The sequence below is a fragment of the Hymenobacter baengnokdamensis genome (assembly GCF_008728635.1).
Classification (GTDB): domain Bacteria; phylum Bacteroidota; class Bacteroidia; order Cytophagales; family Hymenobacteraceae; genus Hymenobacter; species Hymenobacter baengnokdamensis.
Genome location: NZ_CP044285.1, coordinates 1,818,229 through 1,838,684, shown reverse-complemented (window position 1 = coordinate 1,838,684; position 20,456 = coordinate 1,818,229). Strand labels below are relative to the sequence as shown.

General features: G+C 61.1%; 16 protein-coding genes. 7 read left to right on the top strand and 9 right to left on the bottom strand.

The genetic code is table 11. The annotated features are described in order from the left end of the window. Positions 1-30: 30 nt before the first annotated feature. From murG to mraZ, 9 genes are all read right to left on the bottom strand, one after another. Positions 31-1,128 carry an undecaprenyldiphospho-muramoylpentapeptide beta-N-acetylglucosaminyltransferase gene (murG, locus tag F6X24_RS07845; RefSeq protein WP_151087476.1) on the bottom strand — a complete coding sequence of 366 codons (1,098 nt, stop codon included), beginning with the start codon at positions 1,126-1,128 and terminating at the stop codon, positions 31-33. 91 nt (positions 1,129-1,219) lie between these two features. Next, positions 1,220-2,416, bottom strand: coding sequence for an FtsW/RodA/SpoVE family cell cycle protein (locus F6X24_RS07840; protein ID WP_151087475.1), 1,197 nt, complete (start codon positions 2,414-2,416; stop codon positions 1,220-1,222). Positions 2,417-2,430: 14 nt separating this feature from the next. Next, entirely contained in the window at positions 2,431-3,795 is a 1,365-nt protein-coding gene (gene murD / locus F6X24_RS07835) for a UDP-N-acetylmuramoyl-L-alanine--D-glutamate ligase (protein WP_151087474.1), read from the bottom strand. Positions 3,796-3,810: 15 nt separating this feature from the next. Then, on the bottom strand, positions 3,811-5,031 hold the full coding sequence (gene mraY / locus F6X24_RS07830) for a phospho-N-acetylmuramoyl-pentapeptide-transferase (protein WP_151087473.1): 1,221 nt from the start codon (positions 5,029-5,031) through the stop codon (positions 3,811-3,813). Positions 5,032-5,092: 61 nt separating this feature from the next. Then, positions 5,093-6,571 (bottom strand): UDP-N-acetylmuramoyl-L-alanyl-D-glutamate--2,6-diaminopimelate ligase, encoded by a 1,479-nt coding sequence (locus F6X24_RS07825; protein ID WP_191906508.1) that lies wholly within the window; start codon positions 6,569-6,571, stop codon positions 5,093-5,095. Further along, positions 6,568-9,081, bottom strand: coding sequence for a penicillin-binding protein (locus F6X24_RS07820; RefSeq protein WP_317132523.1), 2,514 nt, complete (start codon positions 9,079-9,081; stop codon positions 6,568-6,570). Before F6X24_RS07820 ends, F6X24_RS07825 begins: the two co-directional genes overlap by 4 nt. Beyond that, positions 9,065-10,051, bottom strand: coding sequence for an FtsL-like putative cell division protein (locus F6X24_RS18940; RefSeq protein WP_191906507.1), 987 nt, complete (start codon positions 10,049-10,051; stop codon positions 9,065-9,067). The genes F6X24_RS07820 and F6X24_RS18940 overlap by 17 nt, the downstream gene beginning before the upstream one ends. Then, positions 10,023-10,964: a 16S rRNA (cytosine(1402)-N(4))-methyltransferase RsmH gene (rsmH, locus tag F6X24_RS07810; protein WP_151087472.1), complete on the bottom strand. Its 942-nt coding sequence runs from the start codon at positions 10,962-10,964 to the stop codon at positions 10,023-10,025. Before rsmH ends, F6X24_RS18940 begins: the two co-directional genes overlap by 29 nt. After that, positions 10,961-11,443: a division/cell wall cluster transcriptional repressor MraZ gene (gene mraZ, locus F6X24_RS07805; protein WP_151087471.1), complete on the bottom strand. Its 483-nt coding sequence runs from the start codon at positions 11,441-11,443 to the stop codon at positions 10,961-10,963. Before mraZ ends, rsmH begins: the two co-directional genes overlap by 4 nt. Positions 11,444-11,755: 312 nt before the next feature. On the opposite strand from mraZ, the gene F6X24_RS07800 reads away from it, so the two are divergent. From F6X24_RS07800 to F6X24_RS07770, 7 genes are all read left to right on the top strand, one after another. Next, the gene (locus F6X24_RS07800; protein WP_151087470.1) at positions 11,756-12,322 is read left to right on the top strand and encodes a glycoside hydrolase family 30 beta sandwich domain-containing protein; all 567 of its coding nucleotides are present in this window, start codon (positions 11,756-11,758) and stop codon (positions 12,320-12,322) included. Between the two features lie 48 nt (positions 12,323-12,370). Beyond that, on the top strand, positions 12,371-13,822 hold the full coding sequence (locus tag F6X24_RS07795; protein ID WP_151087469.1) for a glycoside hydrolase family 30 protein: 1,452 nt from the start codon (positions 12,371-12,373) through the stop codon (positions 13,820-13,822). Positions 13,823-13,851: 29 nt separating this feature from the next. Next, positions 13,852-15,174 carry a glycoside hydrolase family 5 protein gene (locus tag F6X24_RS07790; protein WP_151087468.1) on the top strand — a complete coding sequence of 441 codons (1,323 nt, stop codon included), beginning with the start codon at positions 13,852-13,854 and terminating at the stop codon, positions 15,172-15,174. A gap of 191 nt (positions 15,175-15,365) precedes the next feature. Continuing rightward, positions 15,366-16,337 (top strand): alpha/beta hydrolase, encoded by a 972-nt coding sequence (locus F6X24_RS07785; RefSeq protein WP_191906506.1) that lies wholly within the window; start codon positions 15,366-15,368, stop codon positions 16,335-16,337. A gap of 72 nt (positions 16,338-16,409) precedes the next feature. Next, positions 16,410-17,372 carry an SGNH/GDSL hydrolase family protein gene (locus F6X24_RS07780; RefSeq protein ID WP_151087466.1) on the top strand — a complete coding sequence of 321 codons (963 nt, stop codon included), beginning with the start codon at positions 16,410-16,412 and terminating at the stop codon, positions 17,370-17,372. A 76-nt stretch (positions 17,373-17,448) separates the two neighbouring features. Next, positions 17,449-17,922 carry a hypothetical protein gene (locus F6X24_RS07775; protein ID WP_151087465.1) on the top strand — a complete coding sequence of 158 codons (474 nt, stop codon included), beginning with the start codon at positions 17,449-17,451 and terminating at the stop codon, positions 17,920-17,922. 76 nt (positions 17,923-17,998) lie between these two features. After that, positions 17,999-20,326 carry a TonB-dependent receptor plug domain-containing protein gene (locus tag F6X24_RS07770; protein ID WP_151087464.1) on the top strand — a complete coding sequence of 776 codons (2,328 nt, stop codon included), beginning with the start codon at positions 17,999-18,001 and terminating at the stop codon, positions 20,324-20,326. Positions 20,327-20,456: the final 130 nt, after the last annotated feature.

Sequence of the window (20,456 nt, the reverse complement as noted above, 5' to 3'; positions counted from 1 at the left end):
TGAACGCCCGGCCAAGCCGGACGCTCTGCTTTAGTCGGTATTGATTTTTACCAGTTTAAATAGCTCGTCTACAATAGCAGTGGTGGCGCTGGGCCGGGCCATTTCCAGCACGCGCTGGCTAAGCTGCTGCTGGCGCACCGGGTCGGCGAGCAGGCGTAACGTCTCGTCGTAGAGGCGCCCGGCGGCGTGCGCATCGGTGATGAGTACGGCCGCGCCCTTGCTCACCAGCGCCAGCGCATTTTTGGTCTGGTGGTCTTCGGCTACGTTGGGCGATGGCACCAGCACACTGGCCTTTCCCGTGAGGCAAAGCTCTGATACTGAAAGGGCGCCGGCCCGGCTAATAACCACATCGGCGGCCGCGTAGGCCAGGTCCATACGCTGGATAAATTCCAGCGCCTGCAGCCGGTCGGCGGCAAAGGGCGCCGCTTGCTGCTGCGCTTCGAGAAAATAGAGCTTACCAGTTTGCCAGAGTACCTGCACGCCGGCTTCGCGCAGGCGGGGCAGCGCCGCCGCCGTGGCCAGGTTGAGGGTGCGGGCCCCCAGGCTACCGCCCACTACCAGCAGCGTTTTTTTGGCGGGGTCAAGGTTAAAGAAACGTAGTGCTTCCTCGCGGCTACCCTGGGCAATCTCCGTGCGTACGGGGTTGCCGGTAAGCACCAGCTTTTCAGAGGGAAAGAATTTTTCCATACCCTCGTAGGCCACGCATATCTTGCCAACGCGGCGCGCCAGCAATTTATTAACCAGGCCGGCATACGAGTTCTGCTCCTGAATAAGAGTTGGGATACCGCGCGAGGTAGCAGCCAGCAGCACCGGGGCCGAGGCATAGCCCCCCACTCCCACCACGGCATCGGGCCGAAATTCCTGAATTAGTTTTCCGGCTTTGCGCACCGAGCGAAACACCCGCACCGGGAACATAATATTCTGCGGCGTGAGGCGGCGCTGCAGGCCGGTGATATCAAGGCCTATTATTTTATAGCCGGCTTCGGGCACGCGCGTCATCTCCATGCGGCCGTTGGCCCCCACGAACAGAATCTCGGCGTTGGGCTGCCGCCGCCGAATTTCATTCGCGATTGCTACCGCCGGGAAAATATGCCCGCCTGTACCGCCGCCGGAGATGATAAATTTCATATTAGTAAGCTGTGAGCTACTGGAGGGAAATTTTATAATCAATATGTACTATAAATGCAATATTTTGCAATTACTTATCAACACCTAACGATTACGCATACTGCGCGCGTTTACTCGTAATCCGGGTCGTATCGGCGGGCTCGCCGGCCATGGGGCGGGTTTCGCGCTCGCCCCGGCTCACGGCCAGGATAATACCGACGCTTAAGCCCGTGAAAATAAGGGAGGTACCGCCCATGCTCAGCATAGGCAGCGGCAGGCCCGTAACGGGGCCCAGGCCCACGGCCACGCCCATATTTACCATTGCCTGCAATACCAGGCTAAAGCTCAGGCCGGCCGAGAGCAGGCCGCCAAATGCGCCCTGACTGTTCATCACGGTTTTTAATCCGCGATATAAAAAAGCCAGGTAGAGAAACAGCACGAACAAGCCGCCAATCATACCATATTCTTCAATAATAATGGCGTAGATAAAGTCGGAATACGGGTGCGGCATAATATTGCGCTCGGTGCTTTTGCCGGGGCCTTTGCCGGTGAGGCCACCCGTGGCAATGGCAATAAACGAGTGCTCAAGCTGAAATTGAGGCTTTTTAGTTTTATCGGTAAAATTGGTGACCCGCGACATTACTGTTCCGAGACGCTGGCCGGCCGCCAGCCCGGCACCGCCCAGCACTACGCCGATAACGACCATCACCAGCATCTGCTTCATGGGTACGCGGCCAATGAACATGAGCAGCAGGCAGGTAAGAAACAGCAGCAGCGCCGTGGAAGCATTGGACAGAACAATTAAGCCGCAGATAACGCCTACCCACAGCATTACCGGAAAAAGCGTACTCCAAAAATCGTGCAAGTGCTGCTGCCGGCGGCTCAGCATACTGGCCAGGTGCGAGATAAGCGCCAGCTTGGCCAGGTCGGAGGGCTGAAAGGTCTGGTTGATAACCGGGATGGTGAGCCAGCGCGAAGCTCCGTTGGTTTCGCCCCCCATAAAATAAGTAAACAGCAGCAGCGGCACCGAAATAAGCAGCGCGTAGAGCGACAGTCGCGAGTAGTGCCGGTAGTCGATGCGATGAGCCAGCCACATTAAGGCCAGCCCAATGATAATCAAGCTACTATGCTTCAACACAATCATCTCCACCGAGCCCGTGCGGCCGTGCAGCTCGTTGCGATACGCCAGTGTGCCGGTGGCCGAATACACCACCGCGATGCTGATAAGCGAAAACAGGATAACGATGGCCCACAAAATAGGGTCGCCCTTAAGGTTGCGCTGAAGCCAGGTAAGACGGGTCGTTTCCATAAGTCCTGATTTAATTATAATGCCTGCACGGCGGCGGCAAATTGCCGGCCCCGGTCTTCGTAGTTTTTAAATAAATCGAAGCTGGCGCAGCAGGGCGACAGCAGTACGACATCGCCGGGTGCCGCCAGCGCCGCGGCGCGGCGCACAGCATCGGTCATGCTTTGGGTTTCTTCGAAGTGCGGCACATGGCTTTCGAAGGCGGCGCGCAGCTTGGTATTGTCTACGCCCAGGCAGATTAGCGCCTTCACTTTTTGCTCGGCCAGCGGCTGCAAGGTGGCGTAGTCGTTGCCTTTATCGGTACCGCCGGCTATCCACACAATAGGCCGCTTAATACCGTCGAGGGCATACCAGGCGGCTTCTACATTGGTGGCTTTGCTGTCGTTTATATACTGAATATCAGCTATTTCACGCACCAGCTGCAAGCGGTGGTCGGCATTTTTGAACGAGCGCAGGGCGGCCTCAATCTGCCGGGGCGACACGCCGGCCACCCGCGCCGCCAATATAGCCGCCGCCATATTCTGGTGGTTATGCTGGCCAATAAGCGGCGAGTTCTTCACGCTTACCTTTTCGGGATGCTGGTCGTCGGTGGGCAGGTGCAGGCACAGAGTATAGTCGTCTTCGTAGTAAGCTGCCAGGTGATAATCGGGACGGTGGTGCAGGCTGAAAGGCAGCAGGAAAGCCGTCATAAACGCGGTTTTCAGAAAGCGCTCGATAGTCTCGTCGTCGGCGTTGTAAATCAGGTAATCGTCGGAAACCAGGTTTTCGGCAATGCGCAGCTTCGCCTCAGCGTACTTAGCCAGCGAGTAGTCGTAGCGGTCGAGGTGGTCGGGGGTAATATTGAGCAGCAGCGAAATCCAGGGGTGAAAATCCTTGGTATCGTCCAGCTGGAAGCTGCTGAGCTCGAGCACGTAGTAGGCAAACTTATCGGTAATTACCTGCTCGGCGAGCGAGTAGCCGATGTTGCCGGCCAGCCCCACGCTCAGGCCAGCTTCCTTCAGCAAATGATAGGTAAGCAGCGTGGTGGTGGTTTTGCCGTTGGTACCGGTAATGGCAATAAACCGCGCCTTGGTATAGCGGCTGGCAAACTCTATCTCGGAAATAACAGCAATATTTTTCTCACGCAGGGCCTTAATAACGGCTGCTTTTTCCGGAATGCCGGGGCTTTTAATTACTTCATCGGCTAGCAGAATCCGCGCCAGTGAGTGCTGGTTTTCCTCAAACTCGATACCGGCCTGGGTGAGCTTTTCCTTATACTGGGGCTGAATGGGTCCCCGGTCGGATACGAACGTGGTATGGCCTTTTGCCTGCGCCAGCAAAGCGGCGCCCACGCCGCTTTCGGCGGCTCCGAGAATAACAATATTTTTGCTGACAGCAGTCATAGCGGCGAATAAGTATTAGCGTAGTTTCAGCGTAACCAGGGTAATTACCGCCAGCATAATGCCCACAATCCAGAACCGTGATACAATCTTGGATTCGTGGTAGCCAAGCTTTTGATAATGGTGGTGCAGCGGCGACATGCGCAGCAGCCGGCGGCCTTCACCGTACTTGCGCCGGGTGTACTTAAACCAGCTCACCTGCACGATAACCGACAGATTCTCAATTAGAAACACACCGCACAAAATCGGAATCAGCAGCTCTTTGCGCACAATGAGGGCCAGCACCGCGATAATGCCGCCCAGGGCCAGCGAGCCCGTATCGCCCATAAAAACCTGGGCCGGGTACGAGTTATACCATAAAAACCCTATACAGGCCCCTACAAAGGCCGTGCAGAAGATAACCAGCTCGCCGGAGTCGGGGATGAACATGACATCCAGATAATCTGCGAGCAGCGCGTTGCCGCTGACGAAGGCAAAGATTGCCAGTGTGATACCAATAATTGCCGACGTGCCCGCGGCCAGCCCGTCGAGGCCGTCGGTAATATTAGCACCATTGCTGACGGCCGTAATAATGACGATTACGATTGGAATATACAATATACCGTATAGACCCTTGAAGGCGCTGCCCGCCGTGGCAAACAAGTCGCCGTAGTTCAGCTCGTTATTTTTCATAAACGGCACCGTCGTTATCATCAGGTGCACATCGTTGAAAACCTTGCTGGCATCAACGGCCGACAGCTGGCCGTTGGGCAGCAGGTATTCGCGCACCGTTACCTCGTTGCTGTAGTAGAGCACCCAGCCTACAGTCAGGCCTAAGCCAATCTGACCCAGCACCTTGAACCGCCCACTCAGCCCTTCTTTGTTTTTGCGAAAAACCTTGATGTAGTCGTCGAGAAAGCCAATAAGCCCGAGCCATACGGTGCTGAGCAGCATCAGGATAATGTAGATATTGCGCAGGCGGGCAAAAAGCAGCACCGGCACCAGAATAGCCAGCAGAATAATCAGACCGCCCATGGTAGGCGTACCCTTTTTCTCATTTTGCCCTTGCAGGCCGAGGTCACGAATCGTTTCGCCCACCTGCTTGCGCTGCAACACGTTAATAAGCTTTCCGCCAAACAGCTGGGCAATGAGCAGCGACGTTACCACGGCCAGCCCGGCGCGGAAGGTCGTGTACTGAAACACGCCGGTTCCGGTGAGGTGATAATGTTCGTGCAGATAGCGGAAGAGGTAGTAGAGCATGTTAATCGTGAATGAGAAGTTTGGAATGAGTAGCCTGAGGCAGCACTACCGCTGCCGCGCTTCATTCCTTATTCTTACTGCTAAGTAGGGCGTTACGCAATTCTTCGCGGTCGTCGAAGTGCGTTTTCACCCCTTTTATTTCCTGGTAAGTTTCGTGGCCTTTGCCGGCTACCAGCACCAGGTCGGCGGGCCGGGCCAGGGCCACGGCCGCCCGGATGGCCGCGCGGCGGTCGGCAATAACCTGCACGCGGGCATCGGTTGGCGGGGTAAGGCCGGCCTGCATCTGGCGCAGAATAGCGAGCGGGTCTTCGTCGCGCGGGTTGTCGGACGTCAGGATAACCTCATCCGAAAGCTGGGCGGCCAGCCGCGCCATAATGGGCCGCTTGGTGGCGTCGCGGTTGCCGCCGCAGCCCACCACCGTGATAATGCGCTGCTCGGGCCGGCGCGTCTGGTGCAGGGTCTGGAGCACGTTCTCCAGCGCATCGGGCGTGTGCGCATAATCGACGAGGCCGCTGATAGCCTGGCCTGGCACGGTAACCGGCTCAAAGCGCCCGGGCGCAGTAGTGAGGCCCGAGAGAATGGTAAGCACTTCGGTGGGGTCTTCGCCAAGCAGCACGGCCGCACCGTACACGGCCAGCAGATTGTAGGCATTAAACACCCCAATGAGGCGGAACTGCACCTCGCGGCCATCCAGCTCCAGGTGCAGGCCGGCCATGTCGTTATCAACCAGCCGGGCGCGGAAGGTTGCCGCCGAGCGCAGCGAGTAGGTAGCGCGGCGGGCGGCGGTATTTTGCAGCATCACCGGCCCGCGCTTGTCGTCGGCATTGGTGAGGGCGAAAGCCGTTTTGGGCAGCCCATCGAAAAAGCCTTTTTTGGCCTTCAGGTAGTTATCGAACGTGCCGTGGTAGTCGAGGTGGTCGTGGGTAAGGTTGGTGAAGATGCCGCCCGCAAAGCGCAGCCCGCCTATGCGGTGCTGCGCCACGGCGTGGCTGCTTACCTCCATGCAGGCGTGGGTGCAGCCCGCCGCCACCATACGCGCCAGCAGCTCATTGAGCCGGATGGCATCGGGCGTGGTGTGCGTGCTGGCCACCACGGTTTCGTCAATCTGATTCTGCACCGTGCCCAGCAGGCCGGCATGATAGCCCAGCTCGCGCAGCAGCTTGTGCAGCAGCGTGGCGCAGGTGGTTTTGCCGTTGGTACCGGTTACGCCCACCAGCGTAAGCTGGCGCGACGGGTGGCCGTAGAAGGCGCTGGCAATGGGCCCGAGCGCGGCGGCGCTGTCGGCTACCTGCACATAGGTAGTGGCAGCATGCAGCTGCGCGGGCAGCGCTTCGCATACCACCACCGCTGCCCCCTGGGCCACCGCCTGGTCGATAAACATATGCCCATCGGTGGCGGTGCCGCGCAGGGCACAGAACAGCTGCCCCGGCCCGGCCCGGCGCGAGTCGAGGGTGAGGCCGGCCACGGGCACATCGGGGTTGCCGTGCTGGGCAAGCACCGGAATTTCGGCGAGCAGGGCAAATAGCGGCAGCGTGCTCATGCGCGTTTGGGGGTTTTAGCTTTGAGGGCCGTATTGGCCTTTGCTTTTACCAGGGCGCTGCCGGCTGCGGACGTCGGAGCGGGCGGGCGCTGAGTGGTTCGACTATCAGCCTTTTCGGGCGCCGCCGGTTTTTTGGGCCGGGCCGCCGGAGCCGGCTTTTTGCTGGCTTTAGCTGGCGCGGCAGCCTTTTCCTTCGCCGTTTCAATGGCAGCCGGCCTGGGAGCAGCCGGCCTGGTGGCCGTTGGCTTAGCCTTGGCAGCGGCGGCTGGCCGGGCTACCTTGGCATGGCTGGTATTTTCGGCCGGAATAAGCAGCGTGTTTTCGGCAATTTCCGTGTGTAGCGGGGCGGGCAGGGCCAGTGGGGCGGCCGTGGGCGCGGCAGTGGGCGCCAGTATCAGGCCCACTGCGAGGCCACGCCGAACGGGCTCACCCGGCGCCAGTGACTGCTCGCGCACCCGGCCCGAGCCCCTGCTTTGCACGCTCATACCCCGGTTTTCGAGCAAAAACAGCGCATCGCGCAGCGTCAGGCCGCGCACGTCGGGCATGCGGCCGGGATGGGCCACGCTGGCATCGGGGCGCAAGGCCACCGTGCGGGCTACAAAAGCCGTGTCCACTGCCGCGGTAGCGCGCACCCACTCCTCACCACCGGTGGCGTGGGTTAGGCCGGGCAGGCCTATTTTCTGGCAAACCAACGCTATTTCTTCCTGCAGGCCGGCGCGCACCAGCGGCACGGGCGTGCGCCGGGCGGGCACCCGGGCCAGCATAGGCCGCTGGCTGGCCTGGTCGCGGGCCATGCAGCGGTCGGCAATGTCGCGAAATACCGGGGCGGCCACATCGCCGCCGTAGATGCGTCCCTTGCTCGGCGAGTCAATGACCACGATGCAGCTGTACTTGGGCTTGTCGGCCGGAAAGAAGCCGCAAAAGCTGGTCGAATACGTCTTGGTATACTGGCCGTTCTTGAACTTCCAGGCCGTGCCCGTTTTGCCGGCAATGCTGTAGTCTTTGGGCCGGATAGCCTTGGCCGTGCCTTGCAGCACCACGCCTTCCATCATGGCGTGCAGCTTGCGTAAGGTGGCATCGGAGCAGATTTTTGGAATAAGCACCTGCGTGTCGAAATGCTCCACTACCTGGTCGGCCTGCTTTATTTCCTTCACAATCATGGGCGCCACCTTCACGCCGCCATTGGCCACGGCATTGTAAAAAGCCAGGGTTTGCAGCGGGGCCAGCTTCAGCTCGTAGCCAATGGCCATGGTAGAGAGCGAGGTGCGGCTCCAACTGCGGTCGCGCGGGTCTTTCACGTAGGGCAGCGCTTCGCCGCTCATCTGAAAGCCCAGCGGCTTGTCGAGGCCGAAGCGCTTGAGGTAATCGGTGTACTGCGTGGGGTTGCTGGCAAAATGCTCCTGCACCAGCCGCGCCACGCCAATGTTGCTCGACTTCTCAAACACCTGCTGCACCGTGATGCGGCCATTGGCGTGCGAGTCGGTTTTGACCGCGCCGCCAATCAGCATCCGGCCGGGGCCGGTATCCACCATGTCGTCGAGCTTCAGCGCGGGGTCGGCTTCCAGCACGGCCATCATCGAGGCCAGCTTGAAAGTCGAGCCCGGCTCGGTGCGGCCCTGGTCGGCAAAGGCGTAGTTATAGTCTTCCTTATAAGTGCCGTCGGCGGCTTTGCCGAGGTTGGCCACCGCTTTTATGGCCCCGGTCTTCACCTCCATCAGAATGGCGCAGCCATACTTGGCATCGTTGGCTACCAGCGACTTATAAAGCGCGTCCTCAGCCCCGTCCTGCAGGTTGATGTCGAGGGTCGTTTTGACATCGTAGCCCGGCTGGGGCTTTATTTCGGTGCCATCATATACCGGCTTGAGGCCGCCCGGCACCCGCTCAAACAGGGCTTCCCCGGCCCGGCCGGCCAGCTTTTGCTGAAAGGTAAACTCCAGCCCCGCCCCGTTGCGGTCCTCATTGACAAAGCCTACCGTGCGCTGGGCCAGCCCGCCAAAGGGCCGGAAGCGTTTATCTACTTTTTCGAATATAACCCCGCCCCGCCGCTTGGCCCGGAAGATGGGCCAGGCCGCCAGCTCCTTCTTTTCCTGAAAGTTAATCTGCCGCGAGTTGAGGCGCAGGTAGCGCACCTCATGGTCGAGGTGGGCATCCACGAGCTTGCGCTTGTACTCCTGCTCACTACGGTCGCCAAAGAAGTGGGCCAGGTGCCAGGCCAGGGAGTCGACGTTGCTGGCAAACACGGCATCATCGACCACGCCGGGGTCCCAGGCTACCCGGTAAAAGGGCAGCGACGTAGCCATAATACTCTCATTATCAGAATATATATTGCCCCGCGTGGCCGGCACCGGCTGGTAGCTGATGCGCCGCTCCTGCTCCAGCGCCCGCCACTTGGCGCCTTCCTGGTATTGAATGCGCGAGATTTTCCAGGCGACAGCGCAGGAAAACAGCGCCACCCCCAGAAACGCGAGCCGTACCCGCGTAACGATGGATTTCTTAACGCTGCCTTTCATGGTTTTTAGCTCCTGACTTCTGGTTGCTGGTTGACTTGGAGGCTGCCGGATGGGCAGGCCCAGAAGCCTTTTTAGACTTTTTTATACTTTTTTGCCTGTCCCCTCCGCTTCCTGCTCTACTTCCTGCGCCAGTCTTATTGGTGGTAGTCAAGCCGGTAGCAACACCGTCAGCAGTCGCCTCCTCGTCGGCCGGGCCGGGCGGCGGAGCTCCCAGCTCGGGCGTATCATCCTCCGACAAGCCCAGCTGCTGGCGGCGGGCACGGCCCTGAATGGAATCGGCCCGGAAGGCCGCTACCGAGTCGCGGGCCGCGCGGGCCGCCAGAGTATCGGCCGTGAGCACGGGCATCGACTCCAGCTCCGCCTCATCGAGGCGGCCCGCCGGCACCGTAATGCGGAAAGGAGGCGATGAGCTTTCAACCAGCCCGATGGCCGCGACCTTACGGGCCACCTCGCTTTGCTTGCTGGCCTCCATATAATCCGATTTCAGGGTAGTATAATCGGCGCGCAAATCTTCCGTTTCCTGCTTGAGCCGCTGAATGTTGCGGTTCATACGGTTGCCATAATGGGTATTTCCTATATATATTAAAATAAGAAACATCCCAAACAGCAGCTTAGGCAGAAAGCGCACCGGCAAGCCCTCCCGAAACAGGCCATCGAGGCCCGTGAAGCGGTCGAGCAGCGAAAACAGACTCCAGCCGGTCGCCGTCACGCCTTCGTGCCGCTCCCAGGCCGGCGCGGTAAACTCGGCCGGAGCAGGCGCGGGCTTGCGGGCTTTTTTGGGCCCGACGGGCGGGGTGGGCACCGGCTCAACTGCGGCCACGGGCGGCGCGGCCACCGGTGCCTCAGGCAATTCTTCAGGCGCGGGGGCCTGCGGGGGGCGCACGGTGTTGGCGCGGGGCGGACCTGCCGCTGGTGGACGCATCGTATTGCCGGCCATGAGCTTACGCGGGAATAGAAGTTCGAACTGCAATGCGCAGCTTGGCGCTGCGGGCGCGGCTGTTTTCGGCTACCTCTTCGGCCGACGCCTCTACGGGCTTGCGCGTGATGGCCTCAAAAGGGAGACTAACACGGCCATACAGGTCCTTCTCGGCTTGCCCAAAGAACCTGCCCTGACTCAAAAAATTCTTTACCAGCCGGTCTTCGAGCGAGTGGTAGCTCATCACCACCAGCCGCCCGCCGGGGCGCAGGACCTGGGCCGTCTGGGTCAGCATTTCCTGCAGAGCGGCCAGCTCATCGTTTACTTCAATGCGCAGCGCCTGAAACACCTGGGCCAGGTATTTATTTTCTTTACCGCGCGCTACTACCGGCTGGATAGCCTGCTTTAGCTCCTGGATAGTACGCAGCGAGCGCTGGCGACGAGCCTGCACCACGGTAGCGGCCAGGGTGCGCGCGTTGGTCACCTCGCCATACATACCAAAAATGCGATGTAGCGCGGCTTCGTCGTAGGTATTGAGTACGTCGGCGGCCGTGGCCACGCCGGTATCGTGCGGGTCCATGCGCATGTCGAGCGGCCCGTCGAAGCGGGTGCTAAAGCCCCGCTCGGCCGTATCGAACTGATGCGACGACACGCCCAAATCGGCCAGCAGGCCATCGACGGGCAGGGCATCGCGCTGGGCCAGCTCGGCCGTCAGGTGCCGAAAATTGGCCCGGATAAAGGTAAACTGTGGCCGCGCCAGCTGCCGGGCCTCGCGCTCAGCCGCCTCGTCCTGGTCGAAGCTATAGAGATGTCCCTCAACTAGTTGGTCAAGAATACGTGCTGAGTGGCCACCGCCGCCGAAGGTGACGTCCACGTAGCGGCCGCCGGGCACCAGCTCGAGGCCGGCCAGGCACTCGGCCAGCAGCACGGGGCGATGGTAGGCGGTATCGTTGGCACGGGTGCTCATACGGCCAGTCCGGGCAGGGCCGGCGTTTCGGGGGTGTCGGACAAGAACTTCTGGGCCAGCTTGGAGAACGCCTGCTGGTCCTTTATCAGGAACTCGTCGTAGCGGGCGGGGTCCCACACTTCGCAGCGGTTGCCGAGGCCCACAATTACGGCTTCCTTTTCGAGGCCGGCGTAGCGGCGCATCGAGCCCGGCAAGCCAAAGCGGCCAATGCTATCGAGCTCAACTTCGGTCATGCCCCGGAAAAAATTACGCTGAAACTGCCGGTATTCTTCGTTAAACTCATCCAGGGCCATCACCTTAGCATGAATCAGCTCCCAGGCCGAGCGCGGGTACAGCACCAGGCAAGGCTCAAAGCCCCGTACCAGCACCAGCTGATTGGCGTAGGTATCGGGCAGGGCCGCTTTTACCTTGGCAGGCAGCACCAGCCGGCCCTTAGGGTCGAGCTTGCAGTCGTATTCGCCGGATAGAAGCTGGTGCATGGTGGTTGGATAGCCCGGCGAGCAGAACTACGCCTAGGATAACAAAAGTACGAGTCGTTTTAAAAAAGCCACCACTTTCTACCACTTTCTACCACAAGCCTAAAAGCCTGTCAAAACCTCACAAATGCACTTTTTAGCAATAATGAAACAATGTTGCGCCTATTGAAAAGGGGAACTAATAGGTAATTCACGAGAAGAGGCTGAGAAAATTTGCCTTCTCAAAAATTTGTTTTTCAGTGAAGCAATGTTGCAAAATACCTTAGGCATCACGTTCAGCAGCCAGCGCGTGACCGTTAACTAGGCAACTACTGTTTGCCACCTGCCGGGGCCAACCCCTACGTCGATGGCTCGGCGTTTCACTTCTACAGCCCAAATTCGCCCATCAGCGTGCTGAGCCAGGTGCACGACGCCTTCCCGACCAAGAACGTGTACTTTACCGAGCTGTGGACCCAGGCGCCCGGCAATTTCCCCTCCGACCTGAGCTACCACGTCAGCAACCTCGAAATCGGGGCCGTACGCAACTGGAGCCGCAACGTGCTGGAGTGGAACTTGGCCAGCGACCAGAACTACGGCCCCTACACCAACGGCGGCTGCAGCCAGTGCCTGGGCGCTGTTACCATCAACGGCGACGTAGTAACCCGCAACCCGGCCTACTACACGGTGGCCCACAGCAGCAAGTTTGTGCGCCCCGGCTCGGTGCGCGTGGCTACCAACGTGCCGGGCAACCTGCAGAATGTGGCGTATAAAACGCCTAACGGCAAGCGCTGCCTGGTGGTGCTCAATACTGGCCCGACGCTGCAAAGCTTTACTATTCAATACAAAGGGAAAGTTGTAAATACCTCGCTCTACGGGGGCGCGGTAGCCACCTATATTTGGTAGCGGCCGCTACCGGCCGCTGGCTCCTTTTCCCACCCGTTTTTCTTTCCGATGACTTCTAAATTTTTGCCCCTGCTGCTGGTATCGGCGCTGGGCCTGGGCCGCGCAGCGGCCCAAACCACGACTTACTCGGCCGCCGGCAAAAAAGCGCAGGTATATACCACGGCTCAGGGTACCGACCAGCGCCTCACGGCCGGCCCCGCGCTGAGCTTTGCGCCGGCGGCGCAGCCCGTCGAAACCCAGGTATGCGTGTTTGTCGACCCCAGCCACTCGTTTCAGACACTGGTTGGCATCGGCGGGGCGCTCACCGATGCCGCGGCCGAAACCTTTGCTAAGCTGCCCAAAGCGCAGCAGCAGGAGTTTTTGCAGGCTTACTACAACCCCACTACGGGTATCGGCTACTCGCTGGCGCGTACCAACATCGGCAGCTGCGATTTTTCGAGCGACAGCTACGCCTACGTGGCCGATAACGACGTGAGTCTGAAAAGCTTCAGCGTGCAGCACGACGAAAAGTACAAGATTCCGCTTATCAAACAGGCCACGGCGGCGGCCGGCGGCAAGCTGCCGCTGTTTGTGAGCCCCTGGAGCCCCCCGGCCTGGATGAAAACCAACCACGACCTGCTGCACGGCGGCAAGCTGCTGCCGCAGTTTCGCCAGCCCTGGGCCGACTACTTCGTGAAGTTTATTCAGACCTACGAAAAGCAGGGTATTCCCATCTGGGGCCTCACGGTGCAGAACGAGGAGATGGCCACTCAGAAGTGGGAATCGTGCGTGTTTACGGCCGAGGAGGAGCGCGACTTTATCAAGGAATACCTGGGTCCGACCTTGCAAAAAAATGGGCTGGGCAGCCGCAAGCTCCTGGCCTGGGACCACAACCGTGACCTGGTGTACCAGCGGGCCAGCACCGTGCTCGATGACCCAGCCGCCGCCAAATACGTGTGGGGCATCGGCTACCACTGGTACGAAACCTGGACCGGCAGCGGCATGCTGTTCGACAACGTGCGCCGCGTGCACGAAACCTACCCCGCCACCAACCTGATGCTGACCGAGGCCTGCATCGAGAACTTTAAGCTCGACCAGGTCAACGAGTGGCGCCTGGGCGAGAAGTACGGGCACTCCATGCTCAACGACTTCAACGCCGGCACCGTGGGCTGGACCGACTGGAACGTGCTGCTCGACGAAACCGGCGGCCCCAACCACGTGGGCAACTTCTGCTTTGCGCCTATCATCGCGGATACTAAAACTGGAAAACTAATTTATACCAATATTTATTATTATATTGGTCACTTCTCGAAATTTATCCGCCCCGGTGCCAGGCGCATTGCCACCACTTCCAACCGCGACTGGCTGCAAGCCACGGCCTTCCGCAACCCCGACGGCAAGGTAGCGGTGGTGGTGATGAACAGCGGCGACAAGCCCCAGGAGTTTCAGCTTTGGGTGAAGGGCCAGGCCGCGACAACGACCAGCCTGCCGCACTCCATCGCCACCTACGTCATCAACTAACGGCGCGGCCGGGGCACCTCACCCCCATCATGAAAATTCTACCTCTGTTCGCGCTTGTCGCGGCCCTGCCCAGCCTGGCCCAACCGCAGGTCGGCGCTAGCCAAACCACCACCAGCCCGCTGCTCCGCGCCGAAGGGCCCAGGATAGTAGATGCCCGGCACCACGAAGTGCTGCTGCGGGGCATGAACCTCGGCGGCTGGCTTTTGCAGGAAGGCTACATGATGAAGCCCGGCTACGTCGGCACCCAGGGCTCGGTGAAAAAAGTACTCTACCAGGCCGGACTAAGCGACGCGGCGGTAGAGCATTTTTACCAGCAGTACCGCGCCAACTTTATCACGAAGGCAGACATTGATTTCATTGCCCGGCAGGGCTTTAACTGCATTCGGCTGCCGCTGCACTACGACCTTTTTCTGACCCCGGCCCAGCGGGCCGTGCGCAACGGCGTCATTCGGGGCACCGTGCCGTATGCCGACTACCTGGCGAAGCTGAAGGAATGGCAGCAGAAGGATGAGCTGTTTAAAGAGCCCGCTAAGCTCGAAGCCATTCGCATTATTGACCAGACGCTGGCCTGGTGCGCCGCCAATAAGCTGTACGCAGTGCTGGATTTGCACGCCGCGCCCGGCGCGCAGGGCAGCGATACCAACATTGCCGACGCGCTACAGCCGCTCGACTTTTGGAAAGAGCCTGTGTTTCAGGATATGACCAACAGGCTGTGGGCTACCCTGGCCCGGCGCTACAAAAACGACGGGCGCATTGCGATGTACGACCTGGTAAATGAGCCCAATAACGTGCCGGGCGGCAATCCGCCCATCCAGGCCATGTTGGAGCGGCTTATTAATACGGTGCGCGCCGCTGGCGACCAGCACCTGCTCCTGCTCGAAGGCAATGGCTTCGGCAACAACTACAACGGCATCGAAAAGAAGACCTTTACCCACCCCGAAAACCTGGTTTATAACGCGCACCGCTACAGCATCTTGCCTAAGTATCCGCTCAGCAATGCGGTAGATGCCAGCAACCCCGATGCCAACCAGCTCGGGGCCATCGGCAACCTGGTGCGCTTCCGCGAAAGCCAGCAGGTGCCGGTGTGGGTGGGCGAAACCGGCGAAAACTCGGCCCAGTGGATGGGCGAAGCGGCCCACAACCTGAACAGCGTGGGCATTGGCTGGTGCAGCTGGACGTACAAGCGCTTCAGCGACCAGCCCATTGCCGCGCTGCTGCGCATCAAGCCACCCTACCCGGTGGATGTAAAAAGCGCCGCCGACCTGCCGGTTATTCTGGAAGACATCAAATTTAAAAACTGCCTGCCAAACCCCGACGTCATAGCGGCGCTGAAGGCCGAACTCACGAAATAATCTTCCCTTAAAGTGTGTCAGGCTGATGAAGGAAGCACCTTGTCAGGCTTAATTCTTAATTACAGAGGCTTCCTGTGCCAGCCCGACGTTTAGTTATGCTATTTTTATGCTTATCAAACGCTTGGCAGCCCTGCTGCTAGCCCTGCTCTACGTTTCGGCTAATTGCCCAAGCTGCGCCACCCGCCGGCCGCGTGGTCGTCACGCACCTCGATTCGAAGCTCCTGCGCGGCAACCCCGGTGGCGAAAACCCGCGCCGCCGCGTAAGCGTGTACCTGCCGGCCGGCTACGAGGCCAGCCCCGGCCAGCGCTACCCGGTGCTGTACTACCTGCACGGCTTTACCTGGAACGACAGCCTGATTTTCAACAAAGACGGCCTGAAGGCGCTGCTCGACCAGGCAATCGCGGCCGGGCAAATCAGGCCGCTTATTGTGGTGGTGCCCGATGAGCAAACGCGCTTCGGCGGCAGCTGGTACGCCAACTCGGCCACCAATGGCCCCTGGGCCGACTTCACGGCCCGTGAGCTTGTCACCTTCATCGACAAGCAGTTCCGCACGCTGGCTAAGCCTGGCAGCCGGGGCCTGGCCGGCCACTCCATGGGCGGCGGCGGCACCCTGCGGCTGGCTCTGGCCTACCCCGGCACCTGGGCTGCCGCGTATGCCCTAAGTCCGGCTTTTATAGGGCCGCACCCCACCTTTCTGCCCGGTGCGGGCGTGGCCCCGGCCCTGCGCGCTACCAGCGCAGCCCAGGCGCAGCGCAGCTACCCGGTGCTGACCACCGCATCACTCGCCCGGGCTTTCTCGCCCAATCCTAAGGCCGCACCGTTTGGGGCCGACTTTCCGGGCTCGCTCGGGGCCGACAGCGTGGCCCGGCGCGAGGCCGTGCTGGCACGCTGGCTTGAAGCTATGCCCACTTTCGTGCTGCCAACGCACGCGGCCGCCCTGCGTCAGCTGCGCGCCCTGGCTTTTGACTGGGGTGCCCAGGACGAGATAACGCATATTCCGCCCACTTGCCGCTATTTCAGCGGCCTGCTCACCGTTTTCGGCATTCCGCACTCGGCCGAGGAATACCAGGGCACCCACGGCAGCCGCATTATGGGCACCGATGGGCGCCTGTTTCAGCAGGTGCTGCCGTTTTTCAACAAGCACCTCGATTTTAAGCCGTAGCTTACTGCGGCCTTCAGCGAAAAGCACGAAGCTGCCGAGCGCTTTGTCAATATTAATTTTTTACTATATCAAATGCCCGTTTTTATTCGTTTTCTGCGTAGGGCAGCTGCGCTGGCGGCCGTAACTACCAGCTGTTCGCCAGCAGCGCTCGCGTATCCGGCTGCCCCGCCCCACAAGCCCACCGTTATCCTGTTTGTTGGCAACAGCTTTTTTCACGGGGCGTTTGAGCCGGTACTGAGCTACAATGCGGCGGGTATCACGGACGAAAATTTTAAGCCCGGCGGGGCGGCGGGGCGGGCCCGCAGCACCCTGCACGGCCGCGCCGCCTGGGGCGGTATTCCGGGTATTTTCAAGAAGCTGACCGCCGAGGCCGGGCTGAACTACGAGGTGCATATGGAGGCCATCAGCGGGCAAACAGTAAAGTTTCACTATGATAGCGCCCTGGCCGTGGTGCAGCAGCGCCCCTGGGACCAGGTGGTGCTGCACGACTACAGCACCGGCCCAGTGCCAACGCGCCACGGGGGCCAGCCAGCGCGCTTTTTCGACTACGCCACCCGGCTCGAACAGGCCGTACACGCGGCCAACCCCAAAGCCCAGGTGTACCTCTACGAAACCTGGGCGCGCGCCGACCTCACCTACCCGGCTGGCAAAAACTACTCGGGCCTGCCGCTCGATTCGATGACCACCGACCTGCACCGTGCCTATTACCGCGAAGCAGCTCAGGATAAGCATTTTGCTGGCGTAGCGCCGGCTGGCGATGCCTGGCTATGGGCTATTCAGCAGGGCGTGGCCATGCCCAATCCTTACGCCCCCGAAGCGGGCAAGGTAGACCTCTGGGGCCCCGACCACTACCATCCCAGCATCTACGGCGCCTACCTTAACGCCTGCGTGCTGCTGGACCGGGTAGCCCAGTATGACCCCCGCCGGCTGGGTGCCCAGGAGCAGGCCGCGGCCGACTTGGGCATTGCGCCCGAGGTCGCCGTGAAGCTTCAGCGCCTGGCCCACGAGCAGGTGCGGGCCGCCTGGCCTCACTAGTCAACCCCAAATCATGCACCCTGCGGCCCGTTGATTTGCACGCCGGGAGCACACTACCGGGCCGTACCTTTGTGCTATGCCGCGCCCCCTCCCCTATTGCCATCGCTTGCTAAGCGCCTTCCTGGCGCTGTTGGTGCTGGCTACGTCGGTGGGCCTCACGGCCGAGCGGCACCGCTGCCGCATCAGCGGGCGTAGCACGGTGGCGCTCAGCCTGCCCGGCCTGGCAAGCCCCGAAGCGGATGGGCTCACCAGCAAGCCTGGGCGGCCCTGCAAAAAGCGCCGCGCCGATGGCTGCTGCGATGTCAGCCACCTGCACCACAAGCTCAGCGCCCAAAGCGCCGATGCTGGGCCGGCCAAGTGGCTGCCCGAGCCATCACCGCTGCTACCGCCGGCCGTGCTGCCCGCGCCGGTGTGGGCGAGGCAGCCAGCAGCGGCGCCATTGGCCCTGGCCCTGGCCGTTGCCGCGGGCACGGCGGCCAACTCTTCGCCGCCCGGCGTGCCCCGGGCGGGGCGCATCCTGCTTACCCTGGGTTGTAAGCTGGTGGTTTAGGCTTCTCTGAAAATTCGCAAGTCCGGCCCGCCCGGCCTGACCGTATGTTTTCAGAAATGCTTAACTTTCAGACAAAATGAGCTTTATCAGCGGGAGATACCCGCGCTTATTACTAGGAATTCCAGGAATTCTGCCCCTGCTGGCCCACGCCCAGAGCGGGGCGGCCGTGCGCGGCGAAGTGCGCGAGGGCCGCGGCCCGGTGCCCGGCGCAGTGGTGCGCTGGCTACTGCCGGCAGGCGCCACCGGCCCTACCACTACGACCAACGACGCAGGTACTTTCGTGCTGCCCTTTCCGGCCCAGGCCAGCCACCGCGTTATCGTGGGCGCGGTGGGCTATACTACTGACACCGTGGCCGTGCCCACTACCAGCGCGGCGCCGTACCTGCGCGTGAGCTTGCGCGGCGGCGCGGCCCTCGGCGAAGTGGCCATCACCGGGCATGCCGTAGCTTATTCGGCCCGGTCGGTGAGCAGTATGCAAACCATTAGCGCCCGCGACCTGACCAAATCGGCGTGCTGCAACCTGGCCGAGAGCTTCGAAACCAACGCCGCCGTGGAGGTGAGCACCGCCGACGCCGTGAGCGGCGCCAAGCAGATTCAGCTGCTGGGCCTCGACGGGTCATATTCGCTGCTGACCATCGACAACCAGCCGGCCCTGCGCGGGCTAGCTGCCCCCTACCGCCTGGGCTACCTGGCGGGGCCCTGGATTGGCAGCATCGACATTATCAAGGGCACCGGCTCGGTGGTGAATGGCTACGAGGGAATATCGGGCCAGGTGAATATTCAGCTCAAGGAGCCTGACCTCACCGACCAGCTGCTGCTCAATACCTACGTGAACGACCTCGGCAAATTTGACCTGAATGCCGTGGCCTCGCAGCGCCTCAACAAGAAGTGGAGCAACGTGCTGCTGCTGCACACCGACCACCTGGGCAACCGCGTCGACCGCAACGGCGATGGCTTCCTGGATTTGCCGCTGGCTACCCAGTTCAACGGCTACGACAAGGTAAAGTATAAGTCGGGCACCGGCCTGGTGGCCGAGCTGGGCGCGGGGGCCCTGCGCGAAACCCGCCAGGGCGGGCAGGTTGGCTTTCGGGAAGGCGCCAGCGACTCGCTCGCCTTCCGGCAGTACTACGGCACTACCCAACGTACCGACCGCTACACGGCCCAGGCCCGCACCTCCTACACCTGGCCGGGCCGGCCTTTCCAGAGCCTGGGCCTGCTGGTGAATGGCACAAGTCATGATTTTACGTCGACCTACTCTTTCCGGCAGTACAGCGGCCCCCGCCAATATAGCGGCCACCAGACTACCGGGCAGGCCACGCTGCTTTTCCAGAGCGTGCTGGGCAATACCATGCACACCTACCGCACGGGCCTGAGCTTTTTGTACGACGACTACCACGAGCTGCTGCGCAACGGCGACATTCCCGTGCTGATAGCTGCCGCCCAAACCCTGCAGCGCACCGAGCGCGTGCCCGGTGCCTTTGCCGAGTATACGTATAACAATACCCGCAACCTGACCGCCGTGCTGGGGTTGCGCACCGATTACCACAACCTTTTTGGCTGGCAGGTAACGCCGCGCTTCAACCTCAAATATGACGTGCGCCCGGCTACCTCGCTGCGCGTGTCGGCAGGCCGGGGCTTCCGGGTGCCCAACCCGGTTGCCGACAATGCCGCCATGCTGGCCAGCGCCCGCCAGTTTTACCTGCTTCCCAGCTCCGGCTACCGGCCCGAAACGGCCTGGAACCTGGGGGGTTCGCTTACGCAGTACTTCCAGGTGCTGGGCCGGCAGGCTACGTTTGTGGCCGACTACTACGATACCATCTTTCAAAACCAGTTGGTGGCGGATATGTACACCTCGCCGCAGTTTATTCTGCTCGACAACCTTACGCCGGGCGCCCGCTCTTTTGCCCGCAGCGCGCAGGCCGAAGTGCAGGCCGAGCCGCTGAAAGGGCTGCAAGTGAAGGCTGCCTACAAGTGGCTCGACGTGCGCAGCACCTACGCCGGGCAGCTGCTGCCCAAGCCTCTCACGCCCCAGAACCGGGCATTTCTGAACCTGGGCTACGCCTCGGCTTTCGACAAGTGGCGCGCCGACCTCACGGTGCAATGGTACGGCGAGCGCCCGCTGGCCCACCTGCCCGCCGATGGCAGCAACACCGGCCACCAGCACGGCACCGGCACTACCGGCCTCGAGTATGCCCCGCGCTACGCCCTGCTCAACACCCAGCTTACCCGCGCCTTCAAGCGCATTGAGGTGTACGCGGGCGTCGAAAACCTCACCAACTTCCGCCAGCCCAACCCCATTCAGAATGCCGCCACGCCCTTCAGCGATGGCTTCGATGCGGCAATGGTGTGGGGGCCAGTGTACGGCCGGCTCACCTACGCCGGGCTGCGCTACCGCATTGAGTAAATTTTTATCGCTTGTAAAACGTCTGTTATGGCGAGCACAGCGCGGCAGTCGCCCCAGAACGAAGCCTGAACAATTTCGTTCCGGGGCGATTGCTTCGCAGGCTCGCCATGACAGACGTTTTATACCTAGT

Excerpts from the sequence above, each read along its gene's own strand:
- mraZ (WP_151087471.1), bottom strand. The coding sequence starts at position 11,443 with ATGCACCAGCTTCTATCCGGCGAATACGACTGCAAGCTCGACCCTAAG.
- rsmH (WP_151087472.1), bottom strand. The coding sequence starts at position 10,964 with ATGAGCACCCGTGCCAACGATACCGCCTACCATCGCCCCGTGCTGCTG.
- F6X24_RS07790 (WP_151087468.1), top strand. The coding sequence starts at position 13,852 with ATGAAAATTCTACCTCTGTTCGCGCTTGTCGCGGCCCTGCCCAGCCTG.
- F6X24_RS07840 (WP_151087475.1), bottom strand. The coding sequence starts at position 2,416 with ATGGAAACGACCCGTCTTACCTGGCTTCAGCGCAACCTTAAGGGCGAC.
- F6X24_RS07825 (WP_191906508.1), bottom strand. The coding sequence starts at position 6,571 with ATGAGCACGCTGCCGCTATTTGCCCTGCTCGCCGAAATTCCGGTGCTT.
- F6X24_RS07770 (WP_151087464.1), top strand. The coding sequence starts at position 17,999 with ATGAGCTTTATCAGCGGGAGATACCCGCGCTTATTACTAGGAATTCCA.
- murG (WP_151087476.1), bottom strand. The coding sequence starts at position 1,128 with ATGAAATTTATCATCTCCGGCGGCGGTACAGGCGGGCATATTTTCCCG.
- F6X24_RS07795 (WP_151087469.1), top strand. The coding sequence starts at position 12,371 with ATGACTTCTAAATTTTTGCCCCTGCTGCTGGTATCGGCGCTGGGCCTG.
- F6X24_RS07775 (WP_151087465.1), top strand. The coding sequence starts at position 17,449 with ATGCCGCGCCCCCTCCCCTATTGCCATCGCTTGCTAAGCGCCTTCCTG.
- mraY (WP_151087473.1), bottom strand. The coding sequence starts at position 5,031 with ATGCTCTACTACCTCTTCCGCTATCTGCACGAACATTATCACCTCACC.
- F6X24_RS07820 (WP_317132523.1), bottom strand. The coding sequence starts at position 9,081 with ATGAAAGGCAGCGTTAAGAAATCCATCGTTACGCGGGTACGGCTCGCG.
- murD (WP_151087474.1), bottom strand. The coding sequence starts at position 3,795 with ATGACTGCTGTCAGCAAAAATATTGTTATTCTCGGAGCCGCCGAAAGC.
- F6X24_RS07780 (WP_151087466.1), top strand. The coding sequence starts at position 16,410 with ATGCCCGTTTTTATTCGTTTTCTGCGTAGGGCAGCTGCGCTGGCGGCC.